Here is a 25442-nt window from a genome sequence, read left to right on the forward strand (position 1 = left end):
ATCCTGGGCCGATGGCCATCATCAACACGAGCGAGCACACCGTCCCCGCCGACAACGGAGAGGTGAATCTGCTCATCGCACGGCAGGTGGAGCCCGGCCACGAGGAGACCTTCGAGGCCTGGGCCCACGGCATCCTGGAGACGGCCGCGGGCTTCCCGGACCACCTCGGGTACGGGCTCTTCCGGCCGGCGACGGAGGGCGGGCCGTGGTTCCTGGTCCACCGCTTCCGCAATCAGGCCGCGTTCCAGCGCTGGCAGGACTCCCCGGAGCGGGCGCAGTGGTTCGCCAACTGCCTCGGACACCACCACACGGAGATAGCCCGCCGGGAACTGCACGGCATGGAGACCTGGTTCGCCAAGCCGGGTACGACCCGGCCCGCGCCGCCGCGGTGGAAGATGGTGATCAGCTCTGGGCTGGCGATCTTCCCGATCTCGCTGATCGGCAACGCGGTGCTCGGGCCGTACCTGGTGGATCTGCACTTCGTGCTGCGGACGGCCGCCTTCGCCGTCGTGTTCAGCACCCTGATGACCTACGTGGCCATGCCCGCGGTCAGCAGGCTGCTGCGGCCATGGCTCACCCGGGGTTAGGCGCCCGCGGTCGTCAGTCGAGCTTGGTGACGTCCAGCGCGCCGTCCGCGTACTGCTTGCGGATCACCTTCTTGTCGAACTTGCCGACACTGGTCTTCGGCACCGTCTCGATGAACGTCCAGCGCTCCGGCAGCTGCCACTTGGCGATGGTCAGGGAGAGGAACTCGCGCAGACCCGTGTAGTTCACGCTCGCGCCCTCCTTGAGGACGACCGTGGCCAGCGGGCGCTCTCCCCACTTCTCGTCGGGGACGGCGACGACGGCGGCCTCGGCGACCTCGGGGTGCGCCATCAGCGCGTTCTCCAGGTCCACGCTGGAGATCCACTCGCCGCCGGACTTGATGACGTCCTTGGCGCGGTCGGTGAGGGTGAGGAAGCCGTCGGCGCTGATCACGCCGACATCGCCGGTCTTGAGCCAGCCGTCGGCGCTGAACTTGTCCTCGGGCCGGAAGGGTTCGCCGGACGCGCCGCCGTAGTAGGAGCTCGCGATCCAGTTGCCGCGCACCTCCAGCTCGCCCGCCGACTCCCCGTCCCAGGGCAGGAGGTCGCCGCTCGGGCCGATCAGCCGGGCCTCGACACCCGCCGGGAAGCGGCCCTGGGTGATCCGGTAGGGCCACTCCTCCTCGGCGCTCAGGCCGGCCGGCGGGTGCGCCATCGTGCCCAGCGGCGAGGTCTCGGTCATGCCCCAGGCGTGGCAGACGCGGACGCCGAGCTTGTCGTACGCCTCCATCAGGGCGGGCGGACAGGCCGAGCCGCCGATGGTGACGTGCTTCATCGAGGTCAGGTCGCGCGGGTTGGCGGTGACCTCGGCCAGCAGGCCCTGCCAGATGGTGGGAACGGCCGCGGCGTGCGTGGGCTTCTCCCGCTCGATCATCTCGGCGAGCGGGGCGGGCTGCAGGAAGCGGTCCGGCATCAGCATGTTGATGCCGGTCATGAAGGTGGCGTGCGGCAGTCCCCAGGCGTTCACGTGGAACTGCGGGACCACGACGAGGGTGGTGTCCCGGTCCGTGAGACCCATCGACTCGGTCATGTTGACCTGCATGGAGTGCAGGTAGACCGAGCGGTGGGAGAAGATGACGCCCTTGGGCTCCCCGGTGGTGCCGGAGGTGTAGCACATGGCGGCCGCCTGGCGTTCGTCCAGCTCGGGCCAGTCGAAGCTGTCGGAGCCGGCCGCGAGGAGCTCCTCGTACTCGTGCACGCGCACGTTCAGGCCTTCGAGCACGGAGCGGTCGCCGATGCCGCTGACCACCACGTGCTCGATGGTCGGCAGGTGCGGCAGCAGCGGCGCGAGCAGGGGCAGCAGCGTGCCGTTGACCAGCACCACCCGGTCGGCGGCGTGGTTGACGATGAAGACCAGCTGCTCAGGGGGGAGCCGCAGATTGAGGGTGTGCAGGATCGCGCCCATGGAGGGGATCGCGAAGTACGCCTCGACGTGCTCGGCGTTGTTCCACATGAGGGTGGCGACCCGCTCGTCCTGCTGGACTCCGAGCTCGTCGCGCAGGGCGCCGGCGAGACGGGTGGCGCGGTTGCCGATCTCGGCGAAGCTGCGGCGGTGCGGCTCAGCCTCCCCGGTCCAGGTCGTGACCTGGGACTTCCCGTGGATCGTCATTCCGTGTCGGAGTATGCGGGTGACGAGGAGCGGTACGTCCTGCATGGTGCTGAGCAAAGCGTCCTCCCGGTGAGCGCTGCGGCGCTGCGGCGGCTACGGATGCTGCCGATTCTGCGCACATACCGGTCGGTCTGTCACTACCCGGGAGTAGAAACCAGGGCGTGTTTCACGTGAAACATCCCCGGGCGTCGTCGTGTTTCACGTGAAACACCGTCCGTCACCGGACCGGCATGAGCTCCGGGTCCTCGCGGAGTTTGCCCAGCGCCCGGGAGACCGCGCTCTTGACCGTGCCGACCGAGACCCCGAGCAGTTCCGCCGTCTGCACCTCACTCAGGTCCTCGTAGTAGCGCAGGACGACCATGGCCCGCTGCCGGTCGGGCAGCCGGGTCACCGCACGCCACATCGCGTCGCGCAGCGCCTGCGCCTCGGCGGGGTCGCCGGCCGGAGCCGACTCGGTCTCCGGAAGCTCGTCGCATGCGAACTCGTCGACCTTGCGCTTGCGCCACTGGGAGGTACGGGTGTTGACGAGGGTCCGACGGACGTAGCCGTCCAGGGCGCGGTGGTCCTCGATCCGGTCCCAGGCCACGTACGTCTTCGCGAGGGCCGTCTGGAGCAGGTCCTCCGCATCGCACGGGTTGGCGGTGAGGGAGCGCGCGGTGCGCATCAGGACCGTGCCGCGGGTCCGTACGTACGCCGAGAACGACGGGTACGGCGTCGGATTCGAGGCGAGCGTGCACACAGGCGTGGTCATGTCTCCACGCTAGGAGCGCCCGCCCGCCGTGGGATCGGCCGCAGGTGCCGATGGTGGATCCACCTCAGGTTGTAGGAACAGGGCCGTCCCCACCCCCTGAAGGTGGAGGGGGCGGGGGCCACGGGTCCCGGATCTCAGCCGTCGGCGCCGAGGATCAGACCGGAGGTGGGGACCCCGGTACCGGCCGTGACGAGAGCGTGCGCCGCGCCCGCGACCTGATTGACGGAGGTGCCGCGCAGCTGGCGGACGGCCTCGGCGATGCCGTTCATCCCGTGCAGGTACGCCTCGCCGAGCTGGCCGCCGTGGGTGTTGAGCGGCAGCGCGTCCGCGGCCACGAAATCCGCGGCCTCGCCCGGCGCGCAGAAGCCGAATTCCTCCAGCTGCATCAGCACGAAGGGGGTGAAGTGGTCGTAGAGGATGCCGACGTCGATGTCCGAGGGCCGCAGCCCACTGGTCCGCCACAGCTGGCGGGCGACCACGTCCATCTCCGGCAGCCCGGTGAGGTCGTCACGGTAGAAGGAGGTCATGCCCTCCTGGCGGCGCCCGGCACCCTGCGCGGCCGCGGTGATCACGGCGGGCGCGTGTCTCAGGTCCCGGGCGCGCTCGGTCGTGGTGACGACGACGGCCTGGCCGCCGTCCGTCTCCTGGCAGCAGTCCAGCAGCCGCAGCGGCTCCACGATCCAGCGCGAGGCGGCGTGGTCGGCGAGGGTGATGGGCTTGCCGTGGAAGTAGGCGGCGGGGTTGTTCGCTGCGTGCCGGCGGTCGGTGACCGCGACGTGCCCGAATGCCTCGGGGGTGAGGTTGTAGGTGTGCAGGTAGCGCTGGGCGGTCATGGCCACCCAGGAGGCGGGGGTCAGCAGCCCCCAGGGCAGCGACCAGCCGAGCGCCGCACCCTCCGCCGAGGGCTCCCGCTGCTGCACCCCGGACCCGAAGCGGCGTCCGGAGCGTTCGTTGAAGGCGCGGTAGCAGACGACGACCTCCGCGACCCCGCTGGCGACGGCGAGGGCGGCCTGCTGGACGGTGGCGCAGGCCGCGCCGCCGCCGTAGTGGATACGGGAGAAGAAGGACAGGTCCCCGATGCCCGCCGCCTGGGCGACGGTGATCTCGGGGCTGGTGTCCATGGTGAAGGTGACCATGCCGTCGACATCGGCGGGGGTGAGTCCGGCGTCGTCGAGGGCGGCGTGCACCGCCTCGACGGCGAGTTTGAGCTCACTGCGGCCGGAGTCCTTGGAGAACTCGGTCGCTCCGATGCCGGCGATGGCGGCGCGGCCGCCGAGCTCGTCGCGAGTGCGGACGCTCATGCCGGCACCTCCGCGGTGACCGTCCCCGTGACGTGGTGGCCGATGCCGTTGGCGCCGACGACCCGGATCTCGACGGTGTTGCCGAGCACGGCGGTGACGGTGCCGGTGAGGGTCATGGTGTCGCCCGGGTAGTTGGGGGCGCCCAGGCGGATGGCGACCTTGCGCAGGACGGCGCGCGGCCCGAGGTGGTCGGTGATGTAGCGGCCGACCAGGCCGTTGGTGGTCAGGATGTTCATGAAGATGTCCGGAGAGCCCTTCTCCTGCGCGAGCGCCGCGTCGTGGTGGACGTCCTGGTAGTCGCGGGAGGCGATCGCGCCCGCGACGATCAGGGTCCGGGTGACCGGGATCTCCAGTGGCGGCAGCGTGTCGCCGACGTTCATGCCTGCTCTCCCTCGGCTCGTTCTCCCCCGGCTATCGAAGCTCCGAGCTCGGCCAGCAGCTCGCTGCCGCAGCCCAGGTAGGAGTCCAGCTGTCGTCCCCACAGGAAGTGCCGGTGGACGGGGTGGTCCAGGTCGGCGCCCATGCCGCCGTGCAGGTGCTGGCCCGCGTGCACGACCCGCTTGCCCGCCTCCGAGGCCCACCAGGCGGCCGTCAGCGCGTGCTCGTGTGCCGGAAGGCCCTGGTCGATGCGCCAGGCCGCCTCGTACGTGGTGACCCGGATCGCCTCGGTGTCCATGTACGCGTCGGCCGCGCGCAGCATGACCCCCTGGTTGGTGGAGAGCGGCCTGCCGAACTGCTCCCGGGTGGAGGTGTATTCCACCGCGCGGGCGAGGGACCCCGCGCAGACTCCCGCCTGGAGCCCGGCGAAGGCGGTGCGGGCGGCGGCGAGTGCGTCCTCGTACGCGCCGTCGGAGCCGAGGCGTTCTCCCTCGGCCGCGGTCAGCGTCAGCCGGCCGGCCGACCACGGGGCGGTGGTCTCCACCGGGGAGGTCCGCACACCGGGCGCGTCGGTCCGTACGAGCCACAGTGCCCGGTCCGTGTCCGGGACCAGTACGTGTGTGGCGTCGCGCAGCCACGGCACGGCGGGGGCGGTCCCGGTGAGCCGGCCGCCCTCGGCGGTGATCCGGCCCCGCGCCGGGAACGCTCCGGTGGCCACCGCCTCGCCCGTGCCGAGGGCGGGCAGCAGGCGGGCGCGCTGCTCGGGGCTGCCGTGCGCGGCCACGGGGAGGATCCCGTACACACAGGTGGCGGCGTACGGGACCTGTGCGGTGGTGCGGCCCTGTTCCTCCAGCAGCAGGACCAGTCCGAGCAGGCCGACCTCCTCGACCGCGGCGGTCAGTCCGGCCGTGGTGAGGGCCTTCCACAGCTCGGCGTCGCTGCCGGTGCCGGCTTCGGCGAGGCGCTCGTGGGTGGCCAGATCGGAGAGGATCCGGGCGGCGAGACCGGCCGCGGCGGCCTGCTCCTCGGTGGGGTGGAAGTCCATCAGCCCTCGCTCCCGCGGAAGACGGGGAGTTCGAGGCCGGCGTCGACGCGCAGGAACTCCAGTCGGACGGGGAGGCCGATGCGCACCTTGTCGTAGGGCACCCCGGTGATGTTGCTGATCATCCGGACTCCTTCGGCGAGCTCGACGAGTGCGACCGCGTAGGGCGGGTCGAAGGCCGGGAAGGGCGGGTGGTGCATGACGACGTAGCTGAACACCGTGCCGGCGCCGGAGGCCTCGACCGTGTCCCAGTCGGGGCTCGCGCAGGCGTTGCAGCCGGGGAGCCACGGGAAGCGGAGGGCGGCGCAGGAGGCGCAGCGCTGGATCAGCAGCTTGTGGTCGCGCACCCCGTCCCAGAAACCCTGGTTGTCGCGGTTGACCACCGGGCGGGGGCGCTGCGACGCGGGCCGCTGTGCCGGGGTCCGCTTCACCGGCCCGGCGGCGGGCGCGTACTTGAGGATGCGGAAGCGGTGGGTGCCGGCGAGCTCCCCGTCCGCCTGGACGTCCATACGGGTGGTCACGAAGTGGCCGGTGCCCAGCTTGGTCGTCTTGCGGGGCGACACGGTCTCGATGACGGCGTCGAAGGTGATCTCGGCGCCGGGGCGCAGGGGGCGGTGGTACTCCTGCTCGCAGTCGGTGGCGACCACGGAGGTGAAGCCGGCGCCGTCGAGGAGCGTGAGGAGCTCGTCGTAGGCGGAGGAGCGGTCCGCGTGGCCGGAGAGGCCTCCCATGGTCCAGGCCTGGAGCATGGTGGGCGGCGCGATGGCGTCCGGGCCGGTGTAGGCGGGGTTGGCATCGCCCATCGCCTCGCACCAGTGCCGGATCATCGGCTCGTTGACCGCGTCCTTGCCCCGTCCCGCAGTGGCGGCCAGCTGCCCCTCGAAGGCCGCCAGCAGGCTGTGGAAACGGGCTGCCGCTTCTGCCTCGGCCGCGACCGTGCCGTCCACGTCGTCCACCTCCGCGTCCGCCGTCATCGCTTCCTCCCCTTCATGCCGAGCCGCATCATGGCGACGATCTCCCGCTGGACCTCGCTGACCCCGCCGCCGAACGTGTTGATCTGGGCGGCCCGGTTCATCCGTTCGAGCTCGCCGCCGGCGAAGGCCGCGGGCCCGCGGATCAGGGCCTCCTCGCCCACCACCTCCTGGCACATCCGGTACACCTCGACGGTGGACTCGGTGCCGAGGAACTTCACCCCGCTGGCGTCTCCGGGGGCCAGGGCCCCGCTGCCCACGTCCTGGACGAGCCGCCAGTTGAGGAGGCGCACGGCGGCGAGGCGTGCGTGCGCCTCGGCGAGCCGGGACTGCACCCAGGGGAGGTCTGCGGGCCGGTCGCCGGTGACCGGGTCGGGGGTGCGGGCGTGGTCGAGCGCGTACGCGTAGAAGTCCTCGGCCTGCATGCCGATGGCGGCGAGGGCGACGCGCTCGTGGTTGAGCTGGTTGGTGATCAGACCCCAGCCGCCGTCCTCGGCGCCTACGAGATGGCCGGCGGGCACGCGGACGCGGTCGTAGTACGTGGCCGTGGTGGTGAGCCCGCCGACGGTGTCGATCGGGGTCCAGGAGAAGCCCGGGGTGTCGGTGGGCACCAGGATGATCGAGATGCCCTTGTGCTTGGGGGCCTCGGGGTCCGTGCGGCAGGCGAGCCAGATCCAGTCCGCGTTCTGGGCGTTGGAGGTGAATACCTTCTGCCCGTCGATCAGCCAGTCGGATCCGTCGCGGACCGCGCGCGTGCGCAGGGCGGCGAGGTCGGTGCCGGCCTCGGGTTCGGAGTAGCCGATGGCGAAGACGGTGTCGCCCGCGAGGATCCGGGGGAGGAAGTAGTCCTTCTGCTCCTCGGTCCCGTACTTCATCAGGGTCGGGCCGACGGTGTTGAGCGTGACCATGGAGACGGGGGCCCCGGCCCGGTAGGCCTCGTCGAAGAAGACGAACTGCTCGTCGGCGCCGCGGCCCTGACCGCCGTACTCGGCGGGCCAGCCGAGGCCGAGGAGCCCGTCGGCGCCTATGCGGCGCAGGAGTTCGCGCTGGCGGGCCGGATCATCCGGAAGGCCGTCCGGCATCAGGTCCTTGAAGTACGCGCGCAGCTCGGCGCGGAGCCGCAACTGGCCTTCGGTCGGGGCGAGGTGCACGGCGCTGGCCTCCCGGCATCACATCATCGAGGGAACCTGACTGTCCGTCAGATTCACCCGTGGTGTCAAGGTCGGGGGGACATGCGCGAGGGCGCCCGCGCTACCGGACCCCAGCCGGTCCGGTCGCACGGGCGCCCTGAGGAATCGGAGCGGCTCAGGCCGCGGCTACCACCAGGGGACGAAGTTGACCGCGACGGCCGTATTGGACTGGTCGATCGCAGTGAGGGCCGAGCCGTTCACCTGAGCGGTGTTGCTCCGGTTGGATGCGCCGGAACCGGTGGCGACCTGCTGCGAGGTGGACGAGTTGCCGTTGTTGTCCCCGCCCACACCGCTGCCGATGATCTCGGCCACGCTCGCATTCGATCCGTCGTTCGCGAAGGCGCCGTTGTCGGCCGACGCCACCCCACCGAAGAGAGCGGCGGCGAGGGGGAGCGCGGCGACGGCGGCGATGACGCGGGCGGTACGGATGCTTGCCATGTCTTTATCCTCCAGAAAACCGAAGTGGGACTTGCTCCAAGGCAGTTGGCCGACCGCCTCGGTGGTTCGTTCCGAGTGGTGACGACGTCGCGAGACCAGAGTTGCCCACCGAATCCGCGGCGAACCACCTCGGAGTCTCCGATTCCCCCGCAAGTATGACCAACATCGGATAAACCTCATTCACGCCCCCGAAGCCCCAGGTCAGCACCCTGGAAACAGCTGAATCCCACGCCGCACAAGGGATGAAGCGTTCCGCCGGTTTGCCCTGTCCCGGACATGCCGAAAAGGGCCGCGCCATCCGGGAACCCCACCGTCTCCCGGGCCTGCGGCCCTGCAATGCCAAGCTTCACGCCCCCTGTGCGCCCCGGCGCAAGCCGGGGTGATCCATCCGTGCCCTGCCCTGGGGGCACCCACGTAGCGCGATCCACGGTCACGACCGACCGGGCTCCAGCGCCTGTTACCGGGCCTGCTGCTGCTCTCGTTCCTGCTGGTCCTCTGGCTCGTCCTCTTGCCACTGCACGTACATGACCGACGGGACTACGGGACTACTGGCTACGGGGCTACGAGGCTCCCGGGCTACGCGGCGAGCGCGAGCGCGCCCCGGGTGGCGCCGGCGGCGACCGGGGGTACTGCGGTCTGCGCGGTGGGCGCCGCGACGGCGGCGGCAGGTGCTGCGGTGCGTGCTGCGGTGTGTACTGCGGCGGGCGTTGCGGCCGAGGTCGGCGTCGGGGAGGCGGTTCCGGCACCGGCGCCCATGGCGGCGGCAGTGGTGGAACGTCGTACGGAAGGGGTCTTGCCGTGCGCCTCGGCGTGGATCCGCTGCTTGATGGTCGGCGGCAGCGAGCCGCCCCGCATCATCGCCCGCCAGGTCCGCCGGGCCGCGACGGCCGGCCGACGTGCGGCGGTGGCCTCGGTGCCGGCAGCGGCGGGGGCGGGGGCAGGTGCGGAGGCGGCGGCCGGAGCCGACTTCCCCGTGATGCCGAAGCCGGAGAGGACGGCCATCAGGGCGGCGAGGACGGCGGTCCAGATCGACGTGAGGATGCTGCGCTGGGTCATGACGAGGTGCCTCGATTCACGATGTTCGGACGGGCGGATCTGAATACATTCGTCATGATGTGGCCGCAACCGCACCGTCCCCACGACCCGCGCCGATCTTCCGACAAACACCACTCGGACGGCCCAAGGACGTGACTCAGACCCTGGGCCGCCCTCCTTGGGGCCGCCGGAAAACCTTCTTCCGAACCTCCCCTGACCTGCGTATTCGCTTCAGCACGCGGCCGACCGACCGGCAAGCCGGGAATCCCCTCGCCTGCCTTGCCCCGGCAGATCACCTCCGGAGGCGCGCACACCACGCGGAAGCAGGCCCGGGTCGGCGACCCGGGCCTGCTTCAGGAACGGCGAGGAAGGCGGAGCGTCAGAAGATCCGGAGCCCGATCCGGCCGAGGATGGTGCCGGCGTGCGTGCCGTAGACGGCCAGCACTGCGATGCCGACAAGGAGCACGGCGCCGATCACGGCACGGCGGACGAGGCGGGCGTTCATGAGAGCTGCCTTTCTTTCACGGGTACGGGGTGTGCGGCGTCGCCCACGGTCAGGACCACGTCGCAGCGGTCGCGGACCGCGTCGTCGTGGGTGGCGATGACGACGGCGCAGCCCTCCTCACACATCGTGCGGAGGATCTCGACGACCATGGAGGTGTTGTCGTGGTCGAGGGCGCCCGTCGGCTCGTCGGCGAGGACGAGGGCGGGCTGCTTGACGATGAGGCGGGCCAGCGCGACGCGCTGCTGCTCCCCACCGCTGAGCCGGTGGACCTGTTCCTTCTCGCGTCCGGCCAGCCCGACCCGCTCCAGGGCCTCGGCGACGGTCGGATCGCCCTTCCTCGCTCTACGCGGCTTCATCGCGACCTCCAGGTTGGCCGCGACGCTCGCGTTCTCGATCAGCGCGTAGTTCTGGAAGAGGTACCCGAGCACGTCACGCCGGTAGTGCCGCGTGGCGCGCGGGCCGAAGCCGGTGATGTCGCGGCCCTCGTGCCGGATCGCCCCGGAGCTCGGCGCGTCGAGCAGGCCGAGGCAGTTGAGCAGCGTCGACTTGCCGGAACCGCTCGGGCCCGTGAGCGCCAGCATCTGCCGGCGTTCCACGGTGAAGGAGAGACCGGACCAGAGGGTTCGCGGGCCGAAGGACTTGGACAGGCTCTCGATCTCGATCATGTGGAAGCTCCTGCAGAAAGGTGGGGGGTCACGACTCGGCCGCCCCTTCCTTGACGATCCGGCGGTGGAAGACGACGAGGGCCACGAGCACGGCCGCGACCTCGACGGCGACGAGCACACCGGTGACGCCGAGGTCGAGCCCGGTGAATTCGGCGGTCGGGCGGGGGGCGGGGATGCCGAGGGCCTCGTACCGGGCGGCGTCCTGGTTCTGCTGCCACACCTGGAAGGGCACCCATGCGGCGAGCAGTACGGCGAGGACGCCTTCGACCAGCAGGACGGGACGGTGGGTGGCCGTGAAGGTCCAGCCGCTGATGTGGCGGGCGAAGATCGCCTGGGCGTTCTTGCGCGAGTGGACGATGCACACGCCGACTCCGGTGATGAGCAGCACCGCCACGGCCACCGCCAGGTTGAACAGCTGGAGCCGGAAGTCCCCGACCACCTTGCGCAGCTCCAGCGCGGCGTCCTGCCCCACGGGAGTCATGGCGGTGACGTACGACTCGAGGTGCCGCTTCTCGACGCCGGCCGTGACGTCGTCCGGGTTGTGGAAGACGATGCTCCGCTGCGAGGCGTAGCTGGTGTAGCCCTTGTCGCTCAGGAAGGGCGCTCCGTTGGGGAACACGATGATGACGGGGTCCGTCACCAGGGAGTCGTCCGCTCCGGGGTTGTCCGCGGCGTGCGACTTGCCTCGCGGGTTGTAGGTGAAGACGCGCTGGCCGTCCTTCGACGGCAGGGTCTTGACCTGGGCGGGAGCGATCTTGCCCGGGTCACTCGGGCTCAGCCACGTCGGGGTGAGCTCCTTCAGGCGGCCGGTGTGCTGTGCGAGGGCCTCGGGGACCAGGAGCCTGATCTGGTCGGGTGCCGCGGCGGTCGGTTCGATCCTTCGCCCCGCCGGGTCGAGGACGGGCTGCTCGGTGAGGAAGGTTTCGTTGACGACGAGCAGGTCGCCCTTGGTCAGGCCCGGTATGCCGGCCGACAGCCGGAGGTCACGGTGCCCGGCGACGATGATCTGGCCGTCCCGGTCGGCCTGGCGCAGCCAAGGGCCCACGTTCTCGTCCAGGCTGCGCAGGGCGGTGTCGCTCGCGAGGCTGCCGTTGAAGCGGATCGACGTGGCGTCGCCGATCTTCGCGTACGCCTCTCGGCTCTCCTGGCGGGCCAGGACGTCCTGGGCTCCCAGCACCACGGCTGTCGCGATGCTGAGGGCGAGCAGGAGCGCGGGTATCCGTACGAGGTAGGCGCTCACCGACGCGGCGCGCGCGGGCAGCTCGCCCTTGAGGGCACGCAGTACGTCGGTCTGGAACGTCAGCCAGAGCATCGCGCAGTGGGTGACGAGGGCGATGAGGCTCAGGGCGACCGTGCAGCCCAGGGCGATCGAGGCGAACTGGCCGATCCAGGCCAGCCCGTTGTAGAGGCCGAGGAGCAGCAGGGTCGCGGCGGACACCACGGCGCAGGCGACGGCCCAGAACGCCCCGAGTTGCCGCATGTCGCGCAGCAGGATCTGCCCGAACGACTTCCCCTGGAGCCGCTGCACTCCGTAGGCCTTGGCGTTGAGCAGGACGCTCGCGCCGGTCATCGTGACGACGGCGAGGGCGACCACGAAGAACGAGCGGTACAGCGCGCTGTCGGCGTAGACGGTGGTCAGCTGCGCCAGGGAGAAGGGCTGGTTGACGGAGGCGACGAGGCCGAGGTCGTCGAGGGTCCGGGTCAGCGAGGCGGCCGCTGCGTCCGGCCCGAAGACGTAGTAGAAGCCGCGCGGGTCGCGCTGTCCCAGCTCCGCGACGGGGTGCACGTCGGTGTGGTAACCGCGGCTGAACGCGGGATAGCCGTCCCGCAGCCAGTCGGAGTGGGGGCCGCCCGGTGCGAGGTAGAGATGGCGGCGGTGGGAGGGATCCTTGAGGTCGGGGACCTCGCGCGCGATCGTCGCGTGGTTCTTCGCGGCGAACTCGGCGATCACGCCGGCGACCTGCGAGCCGCTGGCCGCACCGTCGGAGTCCGTCACCCAGACGACGGCGGAGTGCCCGAGGGCCCAATCCTCGTCGAGGCTCCGGAGGAAGAGGAAAGAGAGGGTCGCGGAGAACGCCAGTACGACGGCGTGGGCGAACTTGATACCTCGATGCAGCATCTATTGCCTAGCTAGGGGCACTTCTGGAGCGCGATTCGTGGGGGGCGAGCCGTCCGCCCGTACGGCGCGGACGGCTCATCGCTGCAAGGCCGGGTCGTGGGACCCGGCCTCAGATCAGCAAGAGGTGTTGTAGTACGACTTGTTGCCGCTCAGCTTCACCTTGGCCGAGGTGATGGACCAGGAGCCCGAGGCGGCCTCGTCGCTGTCGATGTACGCACCGACGGAGGTCGAGCCGTGGCACTTGGAGCCGTGGTAGTAGTCCGACCACACGGTGGCGGTACCCGCGCCGTAGTTCCACTCGCCGCCACCGACGTAGGCGGTGGTCGCGAGGGCCGGAGCGGCACCGGCGATGACGAGGGCGCCGGTGGCGACCGCGAGCTTCATGCTGCGCTTGATCTGCACTGCAAACATCCTTCTTTTCGCGCACTGATGATCATCAGAAAATGATCACTGCGGAGATTGCCGCAACAGTTCGAGGCATGTCAACCGGCCATATGGCTCAAAGCCGTTGGTACGCTTGGGCTCCATGTCGACGTGATGATCATCACGCGCGACGGGGCCGAGCAACCACAGCCACCCGCCATGGCGTCTGGTCGGCCCCATGCAGAAGTGACACGTGTCAGCGCCGCATCGCACGCCCACCCGCCCGCCCGCCGGAACTGAGTTCGATGGCCGGCACCGCGTGCAAAAAGGGGTGCCACCAGATCGGTGGCACCCCTCATGAGCTGGGCCTCGGCCCGCTTGGCGGTGGGTGTGGGATTTGAACCCACGGTGACTCGCGCCACGACGGTTTTCAAGACCGTTCCCTTAGGCCGCTCGGGCAACCCACCTGGCCGGTACAGAGTACCGGCCAGGTGGGGGTGGCGGGAGCGGCTCGAGGGGTCAGGACGTCTGGGCCTTGTCGTAGGCCGCCTTCGCCTCGTTGCCGAAGTACGGGCCGTACATCCGGTTCGGCAGGAAGGTGTAGCCGAAGCTGTTCACCGAGACCTGGGTGCCCAGGCCCGTGGCCTCGTTGAAGTCCTGGAACCAGGGGCCGCCGCTGGAGCCGCCGGTCATGTTGCAGCCCAGACCGTGGTCCTTGGTCAGCAGGAAGTCCTTGCTGCTGTTGCCGCTGCAGTAGACCAGCTTGGTGCCGTCGTACGGGGCCGCCGCGGGGAAGCCGAAGGAGTACATCTTCTTGTTGTAGCCGCCGTTGAAGGCGATGCCCTGGGCTCCCACGGCCTGGCTGAGGGTCTGCCCGTTCAGCGGGGCGACGACGGCGAGGCCGACGTCCATGTTCATGTCCTCGCTCGCGGCCCACTGGTCGGTGGCGAAGGTCTTGGTGGCCGACCACTGGCCGTAAGGGGCGGAGCCGTTGTTGTAGGCGGGGACGAAGACCCAGTTCGTGTGCCAGGCCCCCTGGTACTTCACGCAGTGGCCGGCCGTGATGACCGTGCTGCCGTTGGCGCTGGTGACCGAGTCGCCGGAGCAGGATGCGGTCCGGTCGCCCATCGTGAAGAAGACTCGCCCCGAGGTCTTCACCACGGCGCCGCCGCCCGTCCAGGCGCCGCCCGCCTGCGGGAACGCCGTGGGGGACGCCGCCGCCGTGGGGGCGATGGTCGTGGGGGTCGCCGACGTGGCGACCGGGGTGCGGGCCGCGCCGGGGACCGCCGTCACGTCGAGCGGGGCGGCGCCGCGCATCCGCTCGGCGGTCCAGAAGCCGTCGGTGTGCTGCTGCCGGAAGGACGCGGGGGCATCCGCGGCGACCGAGGGGCCGGCCGCCGTCAGGGCGCCCGCGACCAGGGCGCCGGCCGCGAGCAGGACGGACAAGGCCGTGCGATGACGATTCACGCATGACTCCTTCTGCCGTGCCCGGGCCGGTTGGCGAAGCCGGGCAGGGTGGGGGTGAAGAGCGGTCGGTGCGGATCGGCTGTGCGCGGTTCGTGGTGCGTCGTGCGTCGTGCGTCGTGCGGATTACCGGGCAGGGTGGCACGGGTGCGTCGCAATGTCAGCGGGCAGTCGGAACGTTCGGTCGGTTCCGGCCAGGAAATGGCCAACTCCCCGCCGTTGCACCGCCATGCAACGCCATACGGCGTCATACGGTGAGCATCACGCCCGCGTACGAAACGCCCGCCACGACCACCCACGCCCCGAGCCCCAGCGCCGCGGCCCGCCCACCCGTGCGGGCCAGCGTCGGCAGGTGCACCGCGCTCCCCAGGCCGAACAGGGCCGCCGCCAGCAGGGCCTCCTGGGCGGTGTGCGCCCACTCCAGCGCTACGTCGGGCAGGACCCCGGTGGCGCGCAGCGCGGCCGCGGCCAGGAACCCGAGGACGAACAGCGGCACCGGCGCCGGCCTGCGGCCCGAGGCGGTGCGCACCCCGCGGCGCCGGGCCCGTACCGAGAAGGCGACGGCCGCCACCAGCGGGGCGAGCAGCGCCACGCGCATCAGCTTGACCAGGACCGCCTCGCCCAGGGCGGCGGGGCCCGCGGTCTGCGCGGTGGCCACGACCTGTCCGACGTCGTGGACCCCGGCGCCGACCCACCGCCCGAAGGCGGGGTCGGAGAGCCCCAACGGCCCTTGGAGGAGCGGGAGTATCCCTATCGCGAGCGTCCCGCAGAGAGTGACCAGTGCCACGGAGGCGGCCACGTCCTCCTCGTCGCTGCCGGACACCTCGCTCACCGCGCCGATCGCCGAGGCACCGCAGATCGAGTACCCGGTGGCGATCAGCAGCGGCTGATCGCCCGGCAGTCCCAGCCGGCGGCCCAGCCAGAGGGTGCCGAGGAAGGTGGCCGCGACCACGCCGACCACCATGGCCACGGTGGCCCAGCCCAGCCGGAGCACCTGGTCCAGCCCCAGGCCGAGGCCCAGCAGGACGATGCCCATCCGCATGAGCCGACGGCCGGCCAGGGAGAGTCCCGGGCGCGCGGCCGCGCGTACGAACGTCCGCAGGCCCGGCAGGTGCGCCACCGCGATGCCCAGCACCACGGATGCGGTCAGCATCGGTACGGCGGGAACGAGTCGGTGGACGCACCAGGCGGTCAGCGCGCCGCCCGCAGCCATCGCCAACCCGGGCCACGGAGTGGGTGTTTCACGTGAAACATCCCGGGCCGCCGCGCTTTGCGGGCGGTGGAGGAGGGCCATCAGTCGACGGGGAGCGTGTAGACGCGACGGATACTGGTGCCCAGCCGGGAGACGTCGGCGCCGTAGACGTGCACCGATATCGCCTTGGTCGTACAGGAGTTGCGCACCTTGTGGATGTCGCCGGGCGGGGCGAACCCGCAGACGTCGCCCTGGGCGTTGACCACGTCCTCGGTGGCAACCAGCCGGGCGGGACCGGTACCCGGCGCGAGCCGGAAGCGTCGTTCGCTCTCCTCGCCCAGGTGCACCCCGGCCACGCACCAGGACACGTGGTCGTGGATGCAGGTCTCCTGGCCGGGCAGCCACACCAGTGCCACCACGGAGAAGCTGCCGTCGGACTCGGCGTGCAGGATGTGCTGCCGGTACCGCTCCGGGTCGCCTTCCCGCTGCGCCTCGGTCAACAGGTCGGGCGCGCCCAGGTGCGGGGCGAGCCGCTCGCCCACCAGGTACGCGGTGAGGTCGGGAGCCAGCCCCCGCTCCACGACCGTGCGGATCTCACTGACGAGGGCGGCCATCCTCGTGGTGGTACGGGCCGGCGTGGTGGTGGTCATATCGGCAGCGTGCTGCCGACCTTCCATCACGTCCAACGACAGTTATGACCTGAAATCCCAAGCACCGCTTATGGGTTGGTCAGCAGCCGACCCGGTTCGCCGCCACCTGCTTCAGCGCGTCGAGCACCACGGCCGTCGCCGGGATCCGCAGGTGATCGCGGTAGACGTACGCGGCGATGTGCCGGCGCGCGGCGGGCTGGAGGGCCCGCCCGCAGACCCGGCTCAGCGAGAGGGAGGGCAGCACCAGCGCGGGCATCATCGCCACGCCCAGGCCCTGTGCGACCAGGCTCTGCACGACCAGGTTGTCATCGGTGGCGAAGCGGATGTCGGGCACGAAGCCCAGCTCCGCGCACTCGTGCAGCAGGTTCGCCCGGCAGCGCGGGCAGCCCGCGATCCACCGTTCCTCGGCGAGGTCGGCCAGGTGCACGGCGCGTCGGCGGGCCAGCGGGTGCCCGGTCGGGAGCAGCACCGTCAGCTGGTCCTCCAGCAGCCTGACCTCGGCGACCTCCTCCGGGATCTCCTCGTGCAGACCGGGATAGGTGAAGGCCAGGGTGATGTCGCACTCCCCGCGCTCCAGCCGACGCAGCGACTCGGGGGGCTCGCTTTCCAGCAGTTCCACCTGTATGCCCGGATGGTCCTTGGCCAGGCCGCTCAGGGCCTCGGGGACGAGGGTGACATTGGCGCTGGGGAAGCCGCACAGCCTGACCCGGCCGGTACGCAGCCGGGCGTACGCGCGCAGCTGGGCCTCGGCGGCGGAGAGGTTGCCGAGGATGGTCTCGGCGTGCCGGGACAGGGACTCCCCGGCCTCGGTCAGCTGCATCTTGCGGCCCACGCGGGTGAACAGCGGGGTTCCGACGGCGCGTTCGAGCGCCTTCATCTGCTGGGTGATGGCGGGCTGGGTGTACCCGAGCACGCGGGCGGCGGCCGAGTACGACCCGGAGGCGACCACCGTGTGAAAGGTCCGTATGTGCCGAGAATCGAACACCAGCGAAGCATAAGCGGACGTTGGAGGGGCCGTAGGCGAAATCCCGCCTACGGCCCCTCGACATCGGGCCGCCGCCGCGACCGGTGGTGCTCGGGTGCTGCTACTTGTCGCCGACCCGCGAACCGAGCGTGATGTCGACCGTGGTCGGCTTGCCGCCGCGCAGGTAGGTCAGCTTCACGGTGTCACCGGGCTTGTAGGTCCAGATCATGCTGATCAGGGTCGGGCCGCTGTCGACCGGCTTGCCGCCGAACTCGGTGATGACGTCGCCGGGCTTGAGCCCCGCCTTGCCGGCCGGGCCGTTCGGGTCGACCAGTTCGTTGGCGGCCGCGCCCTGCTCGGAGATCTTGGCGCCTTCGGACTTGGCCTGGAGGTCGACCGAAACCGAGATCACCGGGTAGACCGGCTTGCCCGTCTTGATCAGCGATTCGGCGACGTTCTTCGCCTGGTTGACCGGGATGGCGAAGCCGAGGCCGATGGAACCGGCCTGGCCGCCGCCGAAGCCGCCGTTGCCCGCCGACTGGATCGCGGAGTTGATGCCGATGACAGCGCCGCGTCCGTCGAGCAGCGGACCGCCCGAGTTGCCCGGGTTGATCGAGGCGTCCGTCTGCAGGGCGCTCATGTACGAGTTCTTGCTGCCGCTGCCGTCTCCGGAGGCGACCGGGCGGTTCTTGGCGCTCACGATGCCGGTGGTGACCGTGTTGGACAGGCCGAACGGGGCGCCGATGGCGATGGTCGAGTCGCCGACCGCGACCTTGTCGGAGTCGCCGAGGGGCAGCGGCTTGAGGCCGGCCGGCGGGGTCTTCAGCTTGAGGACGGCGACGTCGTAGCCCTGGGCACGGCCCACGACCTCGGCGTCGTACCGCTTGCCGTCGGAGAACGTCGCGAAGAGCTTGCCGCCGTTCGCGGCGGAGGCCACGACGTGGTTGTTGGTGAGGATGTGGCCCTGCTGGTCGTAGACGAACCCGGTGCCCGTGCCGCCCTCACCGTCGCCGGCCGAGGCCTCGATGGTGACCACGCTGGGCAGGGCGCCCGCGGCCAGACCGGCGATGGAGCCGGCCTCGCGCTTGAGGTCCTTGGGGCTGTTCGCGGCACTGATCGTGGTGGAGCCGGTGCCGTTGTTGCTGCGCTCGGCGGCCCAGTAGCCGACGCTGCCGCCGATGCCGCCCGCGAGGAGGGCCGCCACGAGCACGGCCGCGATCAGGCCGCCCCTGCCCTTCGGCTTGGGCGCGGGGGCCCCGTCGGCGGTCAGGGGGGCTCCCCAGGCACCGCCGCCGTGGCCACCGCCCGCTCCGTAGGCCGGCACCGTGGGCGGCGGGGGCGGCCAGCCCTCGGCTCCGTGCGCGGCCGGGGCGGCAGCCTGGTCGTACGCCGGGGCCGCCTGTGCGGCAGTCTGGTCGTACGCCGGGGGCGCCTGTGCGGGCGGGATCTGCTGGGTGGGCTCGGTGCCGGGCGCCGGGGTCGGCGGCAGCTGCTGGGTCACCGGCTCGCCGACGGCGGGCGCGGGGGCCGCATCCTGCGTCTCGGAGGCCGGAGCAGGGGGTACGGACGGGGCCGCGGGAGGTGTCGGGGCCGCGGTGCCCTCGTTCTCGGTGCTCACAGCGCTCTCTCCTCGTCACACACGGCTTCGGAAAATTCTCTGGCAATGTCGGTCCGAGTGAACGTTCGACGTGCCGCACAAGTTCCTGGGCAAAGCCTTTCCCATGACCCGTCAGAGCACTGTAAGCCGGACCTGTGCATCTCTCCCCATTCTTTATATCCGACATTTCGGATGCACTCCCGGGGTCGGCCCCGACACCCGGGCGCCTCTCGGTGGCACCATGACCCGGTGACCCACGCAATGCCGCGCACCATCCAGGTCGTCGCCCACCGCGGCGCCTCGGAGGATGCCCCCGAGCACACCCTGGCCGCCTACCGCAAGGCCATCGAGGACGGCGCCGACGGCCTCGAGTGCGATGTCCGGCTGACCGCGGACGGCCATCTGGTCCTGGTCCACGACCGCCGGGTGAACCGCACCTCGAACGGCCGCGGCGCCGTCTCCGCCCTGGAGCTGGCCGATCTCGCCGCCCTGGACTTCGGCTCCTGGAAGGACCGCGAGGAGTCCCCCGACTGGGACGCGGACCCCGAGCGCACCTCCGTCCTCACCCTGGAGCGCCTGCTGGAGCTGGTCTCCGACGCCGGACGGCCGGTGCAGCTCGCGATCGAGACGAAGCATCCGACCCGCTGGGCCGGACAGGTGGAGGAGCGCCTCCTCGTGCTCCTCAAGCGCTTCGGACTGGACGCCCCGCCCGCCGAGGGTCCGCACCCGGTGCGCGTCATGAGTTTCTCCGCGCGCTCCCTGCACCGGATCCGGGCGTCCGCGCCGACGATCCCGACCGTGTACCTGATGCAGTTCATCTCGCCCCGGATGCGGGACGGGCGGCTGCCGGCCGGCGTGACGATCGCCGGCCCCGGGATGCGGATCGTGCGCAACCACCCCGCCTTCATCCACAAGCTCCAGGGTGCGGGCCACTCCGTGCACGTATGGACAGTGAACGAACCTGAAGACGTTCAGCTCTGCGCTGATCTGGGCGTGGAAGCAATCATCACGAACAGACCCCGCCAAGTTCTGTCCCAACTCGGGCGCTGAAGTCCCTTTTTGCACACCCGCCACCCCCAACTCGTTCGTTACAGGGTGTGCTCCGGCGCATCCGCTCCGCATTCGGTCGGCGTGAATGCGTCAGAGGGGCCCGCTTCGGGCTGCTTCGACGGTTTCCGGTCCAGGCCATGGGGGCATCCAGACCATGCGTGGGGCTAAGGAGGTTCCGGGGGTGGCGTTGGTGGTGGCACAAGAAGTGCCCACGTCGTCGTGCATGGACGTACGCCATGGTCCTGCGGGCGTGGGCGAGGCGCGACACCGGATGCGCGAGCAACTGCGTATCAGCGGGGTGCCCGAATCGGTCGTGGACGATGCCGTACTGATTCTTTCCGAACTGCTCAGCAACGCCTGCCGACACGGCAGGCCGCTCGGCGCTCGGGAAGTCGGAGACGGGGAGATACGCGCCGCATGGCGCGTCGACAGAGCGGGACGACTGACGGTCGAGGTCACGGACGGAGGCGGGCCCACCCGCCCGGTTCCCGCCACGCCCTCGGTCACCGCACGGGGCGGCCGGGGGCTGAACATCATCAGCGCCCTGGCCCAGGACTGGGGTGTCCGGGACGGAGCGGCGGGTGAGGTCACCGTGTGGGTGATCGTTGCCTGTGGGCCCCGGCACGATGATTTCGCTACGCGCGTTGCGCCCCCGGCGATCGACTTCAGTACGGCGTTCGACGACCTCGGTCCCTGAAGCCGGGATCCCGGAACCCGGGATCGCAGACCGCACGACAGCACGACCGGCACGAGAGCAAGGCAGCACGAGAGCAGCACAGCAGTACCGGTCATCCGCACAGGCGGCCGTCCGGGAGCGCACGCCGACCGTGCTCCCGGCCGCACCCAACCGGTTCCGGCGGTACGAACGGCTAGGCTCGCGCCCAGACACGACGCCGTACCGCCGCAACCGGGAGACACGCACGATGGCCAAGAAGCGCCCCGCAGCCAAGACTGCAAAGCCGCAGCTCAACAACGGTGAGATCCCCGTCGTGGGCGCCCGCGAGCCCTGTCCCTGCGGATCCGGCCGCCGCTACAAGGCCTGCCACGGCGCAGCCGCCGCGCACGCCGTCACCGAGCACGTGCGGCGCCCCTTCGAGGGACTGCCGGGCGAGTGCGACTGGGTCGCGCTGCGCGAACTGGTGCCCGCCGCCACCGTCCCGCTGTCCCTCAAGGGCGGCCTGCCCGAGGGCGTCCCCTCCGTCACGCTGGTGACCGTACTGCCCATGGCGTGGCCGGCGCTGCGCCGTGAGGACGGGTCCGTCCTCCTCGGCCTGCAGAACGACTCCTCCTCCGGGGACCTCGGCCGCGACATGGCCGACACCCTGGAGCGTGCCCTTGTGGCGGAGCCCGGTACGCCGGTTGCCGCCCGCCGGGTTCCCGCCGAGGGTCCCCGACTTCAGGATCTCCTGGACACCGACGGCGGTTTCGAGCCGGTTGTGCACACCGGGTTCGAATTCTGGATTCCGGAATCCGAGAGCGCCCAGAACGCCTCGCCGGAGATCGCCGCCTCGCTGGAGCGCGCCAACGCGGCCGCCATTCCCACCGTCAAGCTGACCGGCGTGGACGCCGCCTACTGGTGCGAGACGCCGGACAAGAACCACCTTCGCTGGGTCATGCCGCACCCCGAGGAGAAGCTGCTCGACGCCCTCGCGCGGCTGCACGCGGCCGGGACGTCCTCGCTCGGCGAGGGCACGAAGCTCGTCGGCTCCTTCCGCGCCCACGGCCTGATGGTTCCCGTCTGGGACCTGCCCACCGGGGTCACGGCCGACGACGTCGAGAAGCCCGCGGCGGAGTTCGCGGAGCGGCTGGCCGGGGCTCTGGCCACGGACGCCCCGCTGACCACGGAGGAGCGCCGGGCCCGCGGCGGACTCACCAACCGCCAGGTGACGCTCAGCTGACCGAGCGCCCGCTGGGAGCCGGTGACCGGAGTCACAACTCCCGCTAATCGTCTGCAAATCGGTGTCTGAATATCGGAGATCGAATTTGCGAACAGGCGATCTCTTGTTACCGTTCTTGTAGCCCGGTCGCTGGTGCATCCCCCGTCGCCAGCGACCGGGCCCTTGATTTTCAGGGTGCGATCAACCGTCACCCGGCGCCGGTGAGTTGCTCCCGGACCTCAGAAGCAGTTCCCCTTCATCATCCGGAACTGCAAACTCCGCTACGGCCGAGTAACCCTCCGGACCACCTGCCGAGGCCTCTTTCGGCGTCTCGCACAAGCCCGGTTCGTCGCCCGCTCCCACCGCGCACCGAATCTGGACCGTACGCCCGGCCGGACCCATCAGCGTCAGCACGGCGTCCAGTGCGCGACCACTCGTGTTCCGGTAGTAACTCCGGCCCCATGTCCGGCCTTCACCGATCATCACGCACGTCTGCGCCTCCACCCCGTGCGGGGAGGACAGTTCGGGGCCGCAGCGGGAATCCGTACGGGGCTGTTCGGCCGGACCGGGCTGCTGCGGGCCGGCCGTCGGCGCCGAGCGCGCGGGGGATGTGCGGGAGGAGTCCGAAAGCCCGAGCACCGAGAACAGGCCGCCGCCTTTCCCGTCGTCCTGACCGGCAAAATCCGGCCCGGCGATCGCCCCGGCGAGCGGGAGCGACAAGATGATCAACACACCGGCGCCGATACCGATCAGGCGGAGATTCATTCGCCGAAGATAGCGAGGAGGGAATGGGCCACGGAGATGCCCGCGCCCAATTCCCTTGGAAACTCGTCCCGCCGACACCCGTACGAGTGATCCTCACAGGCCCGGCAGGTCAGTACGCGAGCCTGCTGCCGCCGCCCGGCGCACCGCTGCTGGCCTCGACCAGCGCGTCAACGACCGCCTCGATCTCGGGCAGCCAGAGATTTCCCGCCCCCGCCTGCACATGCGGCAACTGCGCCTGCGCCGACCGTGCCTGCGGCCGCTGCTCCGCCGACTGCGCCCGTGGCTCCCGTTCCCAGCGCACCTGGCCACCGCTGGACGCGGCGGACGGCGGCAGCAACAGGTACCCGCCCTCACCGTGGAAGCGCAGGGAGGAGGGCACGTGGTCCTTCGCGTAAAGGAGTTCGCCGAGCCGCTCCAGCGAATAGGGCGCCACCAGCAGTGCCCAGCGGGTGGGCGTGGCCACGACCGGACCGAGCCGCATGCCCTGCGCGTCCAGTCGTACGAGGGCGCGCGCGGCCGCGCCGGCCGGCAGGCTCACCGCGCACGGGGCGGTCCCGCCGGTGGCCATCAGGACGGGGGCGGCGGGCCGGTTGGTCCACCACCAGGCCACCATCCGCGGGTCGGTGGTGGCGGCGAGCAGTCCGGGGTCGAAGGGATGCGCGCCGGGGACGGCGCAGTCGGGGTCGGGGCAGGCGCATCGCTTGGCGTCGGTGCCGGACCGGCCGACGCCGGGCAGGACGGGCCACTGCCAGGTGGTGGCGCAGGCGAGCGCCGCGTCGAGGAGAGCCGACGAGCTGCCGCTCTGTTCCGGGTCGGGGCGCAGGGATTGAAAGCGATCGCGGAGCCGCTGGAGACGCCTTCCGAGGATCTCGCGCATGTGCGCTCGTTCCTTTCCGTTGAACGCCGAGGGCCACATCACACCATGTAACCGGTGTCTCACCACACGTACAGGTTTCGCGTCACTGTCCGCCAGAAGCAGGTTCACACGGTTCGTGCAGTCTTCTTACAGGTCCATCAAACGTCCCGCGGGGGTGGAGCGCGACCCGCGCCGGCCACCGAGACCGGCGGCCGCCGCTAAGGACGACGGCCCGCGCCGGGTGGTTCCCGGCGGCGCCAACTGGCCTCGTGCATCAACGAGTACGTACCCGAGGCCCCTGCGGAGCCCGCTCAGTCGATCGCAAAAACCGACTGCTCCCAGCTTTTTCCGGCCAAGTTCTAGCCTTGGCTCGACAGTGAGTTGCGGTCTCACGGACACCAGGATTCCCACCTGGGCAATGCTGGACATGCATCCACGTGTGCGTGTAGATGTGGATTCCTTGATGGCGGCGCAGCACGATCTGGGGGTTTGCGATGCTATTTGGCGAATCGCACCAGGTGGAAAGGCGGACGCCATGAGCGCCCCGCATCTGCCGAAAGTGGCTGGAATCGATCCAGCAGCAACCGCGTCGCCGCACACTGCGGCGCCCGCGCCCGCCCGGACCACCCCCGCACCGGCCCCTCCGCCCGGCGGCCCGGGCAGTGTCATCCAGGACCGGCTGGCGGGCATGGTCTCGGACCTCACCACCCTGCACGAGCTCACCGAGCGCCTCGCCCGCGCCAATGACCTCGACACCTCGCTGCGCGAATTCCTGCGCGCCGGAGCCGCGCTCGTCGGCGCCCGCCGCGGCCTGATCGTCCTGGAGCCCTCCGACGGACTCGGCCCGACCAGCACGATCGGCCTCGGGCTCGGCCACGCGGAGCTCGGCCACATCGAGACCGTGCCGCGCAGTGCCACCTCCTACGGGCGGATCCTCGACGGTCTGCCCGACGCCCAGGGCGGTTCCGACTTCCTCCCCGAACCGGGCGCGCCCCCCGGAACCGGAGGCTTCGCCGCCCCCGTGGATCCCCGCCACCGTGAGGTCGCCGCCCGGCTCGGCTACGCCGCGAGCTACTCGCTCCCCCTCACCGCCGAGGCCACCGGCCGGCTCGGCGCAGCCGTCTGGCTCTACGACGAGCAGGCCGAGCCGAGCGACCGCCAGCGCGACCTCGCCGGGCTGTACGTGCGGCACGCCGCCGAGCACCTGGCCCGGATGCTGGAGGTGGAGCGCTCCCGCTCGCACCTGGCCACCGTCTCCGAGGAGCTGCTGCCGAGCCGGCTCCCCCGGATCCCCGGAGTGCAGCTCGCGGCCCGCCACCACACGGGACCCCTCGGCGGGGGCGACTGGTACGACGCCCTGCCGCTGCCCGAGGGCGCCCTGGGACTGGCCGTCGGGTCCGTCACCGGATCCGGGCCGAGCGCCGTCGCCGCGATGGGGCGGCTGCGCGCCTCGCTGCGCGCCTACGCCGTCATGGAGGGCGAGGACCCCGTAGCGGTCCTGTCCGACCTGGAGCTCCTGCTGCGCCTCACCGAGCCCGCCCGCGCCGCCACCGCGCTGTTCGCCTACTGCGAGCCCGCCGGGGGTCCGCAGTCCGGAGGCCAGGGCAGCAAGATCATCCTGGCCGGTGCCGGGCACACCCCGCCGCTGCTGATCGGCGAGCACCGCACCGAGTACGTGGAGACCTCGCTCTCCGCGCCCCTGGGCATGCTGTCCTGCTGGGAGGCGCCGAGCGTGGAGATCGAACCCGCACCCGGAGAAACGGTGCTTCTCTACACCGACGGGCTGCTGCACCACACGGGCGACCCGATGGACCGGGCCTACGCCCGGCTGCACGCCGCGGCCGCTGCGGCCCCCCGCGGCGTCCGTGAGGACCCGGCGGCCCTGTGCGAGCACATCCTGCGGACCGTGCTGCCCGGCGGGGAGCCGACCGACGCCCCCGAGGACATCGTGCTGCTCGCGGCCCGGTTCGAATGAGGCGCGGAGCCTGTTCCGAATCGTGACGGATTCCACGATTCGGAACGGCTCTCTACGCACACGCATACGATGGATGCGGTCCACACCCAGGTCCGTACCGT

The 25442-nt window shown here is 71.0% G+C and carries 24 protein-coding genes, 1 tRNA gene and 1 pseudogene; 5 read left to right on the forward strand and 21 right to left on the reverse strand.

The annotated features are described in order from the left end of the window. Positions 1–11: 11 nt before the first annotated feature. On the forward strand, positions 12–587 hold the full coding sequence (locus JYK04_RS21330) for an antibiotic biosynthesis monooxygenase (RefSeq protein ID WP_189737740.1): 576 nt from the start codon (positions 12–14) through the stop codon (positions 585–587). 13 nt (positions 588–600) lie between these two features. Here the strand turns inward: JYK04_RS21330 and JYK04_RS21335 are convergent, their stop codons facing one another. The 19 genes from JYK04_RS21335 to JYK04_RS21420 form a co-directional block, all read right to left on the reverse strand. Beyond that, complete coding sequence (locus JYK04_RS21335; RefSeq protein ID WP_189737743.1) at positions 601–2250, reverse strand: long-chain fatty acid--CoA ligase; 1650 nt, start codon at positions 2248–2250, stop codon at positions 601–603. A 160-nt stretch (positions 2251–2410) separates the two neighbouring features. Continuing rightward, positions 2411–2944, reverse strand: a complete 534-nt coding sequence (locus JYK04_RS21340; RefSeq protein WP_189737746.1) for a SigE family RNA polymerase sigma factor — start codon at positions 2942–2944, stop codon at positions 2411–2413. A gap of 134 nt (positions 2945–3078) precedes the next feature. After that, positions 3079–4245 carry a lipid-transfer protein gene (locus JYK04_RS21345; RefSeq protein WP_189737749.1) on the reverse strand — a complete coding sequence of 389 codons (1167 nt, stop codon included), beginning with the start codon at positions 4243–4245 and terminating at the stop codon, positions 3079–3081. Next, positions 4242–4625, reverse strand: coding sequence for a MaoC family dehydratase (locus JYK04_RS21350; protein ID WP_189737751.1), 384 nt, complete (start codon positions 4623–4625; stop codon positions 4242–4244). The genes JYK04_RS21345 and JYK04_RS21350 overlap by 4 nt, the downstream gene beginning before the upstream one ends. Continuing rightward, positions 4622–5668: an acyl-CoA dehydrogenase family protein gene (locus JYK04_RS21355; RefSeq protein WP_189737754.1), complete on the reverse strand. Its 1047-nt coding sequence runs from the start codon at positions 5666–5668 to the stop codon at positions 4622–4624. Before JYK04_RS21355 ends, JYK04_RS21350 begins: the two co-directional genes overlap by 4 nt. Continuing rightward, on the reverse strand, positions 5668–6639 hold the full coding sequence (locus JYK04_RS21360; RefSeq protein ID WP_189737757.1) for a bifunctional MaoC family dehydratase N-terminal/OB-fold nucleic acid binding domain-containing protein: 972 nt from the start codon (positions 6637–6639) through the stop codon (positions 5668–5670). Before JYK04_RS21360 ends, JYK04_RS21355 begins: the two co-directional genes overlap by 1 nt. After that, positions 6636–7787, reverse strand: a complete 1152-nt coding sequence (locus JYK04_RS21365) for an acyl-CoA dehydrogenase family protein (protein WP_189737759.1) — start codon at positions 7785–7787, stop codon at positions 6636–6638. Before JYK04_RS21365 ends, JYK04_RS21360 begins: the two co-directional genes overlap by 4 nt. A 165-nt stretch (positions 7788–7952) precedes the next feature. Then, positions 7953–8264: a hypothetical protein gene (locus JYK04_RS21370; protein ID WP_189737762.1), complete on the reverse strand. Its 312-nt coding sequence runs from the start codon at positions 8262–8264 to the stop codon at positions 7953–7955. A 576-nt stretch (positions 8265–8840) separates the two neighbouring features. Then, positions 8841–9320 carry a DUF6344 domain-containing protein gene (locus JYK04_RS21375; protein WP_189737765.1) on the reverse strand — a complete coding sequence of 160 codons (480 nt, stop codon included), beginning with the start codon at positions 9318–9320 and terminating at the stop codon, positions 8841–8843. A 358-nt stretch (positions 9321–9678) separates the two neighbouring features. Next, positions 9679–9804 (reverse strand): hypothetical protein, encoded by a 126-nt coding sequence (locus JYK04_RS41925; RefSeq protein ID WP_268254144.1) that lies wholly within the window; start codon positions 9802–9804, stop codon positions 9679–9681. Next, positions 9801–10469 carry an ABC transporter ATP-binding protein gene (locus JYK04_RS21380; RefSeq protein ID WP_189737768.1) on the reverse strand — a complete coding sequence of 223 codons (669 nt, stop codon included), beginning with the start codon at positions 10467–10469 and terminating at the stop codon, positions 9801–9803. Before JYK04_RS21380 ends, JYK04_RS41925 begins: the two co-directional genes overlap by 4 nt. Before the next feature lie 28 nt (positions 10470–10497). Next, the gene (locus JYK04_RS21385; protein ID WP_189737770.1) at positions 10498–12588 is read right to left on the reverse strand and encodes a bacteriocin-associated integral membrane family protein; all 2091 of its coding nucleotides are present in this window, start codon (positions 12586–12588) and stop codon (positions 10498–10500) included. Between the two features lie 114 nt (positions 12589–12702). Next, positions 12703–12990 carry a lactococcin 972 family bacteriocin gene (locus JYK04_RS21390; RefSeq protein WP_189737773.1) on the reverse strand — a complete coding sequence of 96 codons (288 nt, stop codon included), beginning with the start codon at positions 12988–12990 and terminating at the stop codon, positions 12703–12705. Between the two features lie 340 nt (positions 12991–13330). After that, a tRNA-Ser gene (locus tag JYK04_RS21395) sits at positions 13331–13418 on the reverse strand. Positions 13419–13470: 52 nt separating this feature from the next. Continuing rightward, the gene (locus tag JYK04_RS21400; protein ID WP_189737776.1) at positions 13471–14418 is read right to left on the reverse strand and encodes a trypsin-like serine peptidase; all 948 of its coding nucleotides are present in this window, start codon (positions 14416–14418) and stop codon (positions 13471–13473) included. A 244-nt stretch (positions 14419–14662) separates the two neighbouring features. Beyond that, on the reverse strand, positions 14663–15709 hold the full coding sequence (locus tag JYK04_RS21405; protein WP_189737779.1) for a YeiH family protein: 1047 nt from the start codon (positions 15707–15709) through the stop codon (positions 14663–14665). Further along, positions 15709–16257, reverse strand: a complete 549-nt coding sequence (locus tag JYK04_RS21410; RefSeq protein WP_189737782.1) for a cysteine dioxygenase family protein — start codon at positions 16255–16257, stop codon at positions 15709–15711. The genes JYK04_RS21405 and JYK04_RS21410 overlap by 1 nt, the downstream gene beginning before the upstream one ends. A 79-nt stretch (positions 16258–16336) precedes the next feature. Continuing rightward, positions 16337–17242 carry a LysR family transcriptional regulator gene (locus JYK04_RS21415; RefSeq protein ID WP_189737785.1) on the reverse strand — a complete coding sequence of 302 codons (906 nt, stop codon included), beginning with the start codon at positions 17240–17242 and terminating at the stop codon, positions 16337–16339. A 100-nt stretch (positions 17243–17342) separates the two neighbouring features. Further along, the gene (locus JYK04_RS21420) at positions 17343–18839 is read right to left on the reverse strand and encodes a S1C family serine protease (protein ID WP_189737788.1); all 1497 of its coding nucleotides are present in this window, start codon (positions 18837–18839) and stop codon (positions 17343–17345) included. 240 nt (positions 18840–19079) lie between these two features. Here JYK04_RS21420 and JYK04_RS21425 point away from each other — a divergent pair, with 240 nt between their 5' ends. The 3 genes and pseudogenes from JYK04_RS21425 to JYK04_RS21435 all read left to right on the forward strand — a co-directional run bounded on the left by JYK04_RS21425 (position 19080) and on the right by JYK04_RS21435 (position 21766). After that, the gene (locus JYK04_RS21425; protein WP_189738591.1) at positions 19080–19868 is read left to right on the forward strand and encodes a glycerophosphodiester phosphodiesterase; all 789 of its coding nucleotides are present in this window, start codon (positions 19080–19082) and stop codon (positions 19866–19868) included. A 137-nt stretch (positions 19869–20005) separates the two neighbouring features. Then, positions 20006–20565: pseudogene (locus JYK04_RS21430) on the forward strand (ATP-binding protein). Between the two features lie 226 nt (positions 20566–20791). After that, positions 20792–21766 carry a DUF5926 family protein gene (locus JYK04_RS21435; RefSeq protein WP_189737791.1) on the forward strand — a complete coding sequence of 325 codons (975 nt, stop codon included), beginning with the start codon at positions 20792–20794 and terminating at the stop codon, positions 21764–21766. A gap of 180 nt (positions 21767–21946) precedes the next feature. Here the strand turns inward: JYK04_RS21435 and JYK04_RS21440 are convergent, their stop codons facing one another. Both JYK04_RS21440 and JYK04_RS21445 read right to left on the reverse strand, forming a co-directional pair. Further along, positions 21947–22510 (reverse strand): hypothetical protein, encoded by a 564-nt coding sequence (locus JYK04_RS21440; protein ID WP_189737794.1) that lies wholly within the window; start codon positions 22508–22510, stop codon positions 21947–21949. A 109-nt stretch (positions 22511–22619) separates the two neighbouring features. Next, positions 22620–23387: a bifunctional DNA primase/polymerase gene (locus JYK04_RS21445; protein WP_189737797.1), complete on the reverse strand. Its 768-nt coding sequence runs from the start codon at positions 23385–23387 to the stop codon at positions 22620–22622. A 397-nt stretch (positions 23388–23784) separates the two neighbouring features. Here JYK04_RS21445 and JYK04_RS21450 point away from each other — a divergent pair, with 397 nt between their 5' ends. Continuing rightward, on the forward strand, positions 23785–25341 hold the full coding sequence (locus JYK04_RS21450; protein ID WP_189737801.1) for a PP2C family protein-serine/threonine phosphatase: 1557 nt from the start codon (positions 23785–23787) through the stop codon (positions 25339–25341). The last annotated feature ends 101 nt before the right edge of the window (positions 25342–25442 follow it).

It is taken from the genome of Streptomyces nojiriensis (assembly GCF_017639205.1).
Lineage (GTDB): Bacteria > Actinomycetota > Actinomycetes > Streptomycetales > Streptomycetaceae > Streptomyces > Streptomyces nojiriensis.

Bases quoted from the DNA above. Each gene is read 5' to 3' on its own strand.
- JYK04_RS21350 (WP_189737751.1), bottom strand. From the start codon at position 4,625: ATGAACGTCGGCGACACGCTGCCGCCACTGGAGATCCCGGTCACCCGG.
- JYK04_RS21405 (WP_189737779.1), bottom strand. From the start codon at position 15,709: ATGGCCCTCCTCCACCGCCCGCAAAGCGCGGCGGCCCGGGATGTTTCA.
- JYK04_RS41925 (WP_268254144.1), bottom strand. From the start codon at position 9,804: ATGAACGCCCGCCTCGTCCGCCGTGCCGTGATCGGCGCCGTGCTCCTT.
- JYK04_RS21375 (WP_189737765.1), bottom strand. From the start codon at position 9,320: ATGACCCAGCGCAGCATCCTCACGTCGATCTGGACCGCCGTCCTCGCC.
- JYK04_RS21440 (WP_189737794.1), bottom strand. From the start codon at position 22,510: ATGAATCTCCGCCTGATCGGTATCGGCGCCGGTGTGTTGATCATCTTG.
- JYK04_RS21450 (WP_189737801.1), top strand. From the start codon at position 23,785: ATGCTGGACATGCATCCACGTGTGCGTGTAGATGTGGATTCCTTGATG.
- JYK04_RS21360 (WP_189737757.1), bottom strand. From the start codon at position 6,639: ATGACGGCGGACGCGGAGGTGGACGACGTGGACGGCACGGTCGCGGCC.
- JYK04_RS21355 (WP_189737754.1), bottom strand. From the start codon at position 5,668: ATGGACTTCCACCCCACCGAGGAGCAGGCCGCCGCGGCCGGTCTCGCC.
- JYK04_RS21370 (WP_189737762.1), bottom strand. From the start codon at position 8,264: ATGGCAAGCATCCGTACCGCCCGCGTCATCGCCGCCGTCGCCGCGCTC.
- JYK04_RS21445 (WP_189737797.1), bottom strand. From the start codon at position 23,387: ATGCGCGAGATCCTCGGAAGGCGTCTCCAGCGGCTCCGCGATCGCTTT.
- JYK04_RS21385 (WP_189737770.1), bottom strand. From the start codon at position 12,588: ATGCTGCATCGAGGTATCAAGTTCGCCCACGCCGTCGTACTGGCGTTC.
- JYK04_RS21340 (WP_189737746.1), bottom strand. From the start codon at position 2,944: ATGACCACGCCTGTGTGCACGCTCGCCTCGAATCCGACGCCGTACCCG.
- JYK04_RS21345 (WP_189737749.1), bottom strand. From the start codon at position 4,245: ATGAGCGTCCGCACTCGCGACGAGCTCGGCGGCCGCGCCGCCATCGCC.
- JYK04_RS21330 (WP_189737740.1), top strand. From the start codon at position 12: ATGGCCATCATCAACACGAGCGAGCACACCGTCCCCGCCGACAACGGA.
- JYK04_RS21410 (WP_189737782.1), bottom strand. From the start codon at position 16,257: ATGACCACCACCACGCCGGCCCGTACCACCACGAGGATGGCCGCCCTC.
- JYK04_RS21425 (WP_189738591.1), top strand. From the start codon at position 19,080: ATGCCGCGCACCATCCAGGTCGTCGCCCACCGCGGCGCCTCGGAGGAT.
- JYK04_RS21380 (WP_189737768.1), bottom strand. From the start codon at position 10,469: ATGATCGAGATCGAGAGCCTGTCCAAGTCCTTCGGCCCGCGAACCCTC.
- JYK04_RS21435 (WP_189737791.1), top strand. From the start codon at position 20,792: ATGGCCAAGAAGCGCCCCGCAGCCAAGACTGCAAAGCCGCAGCTCAAC.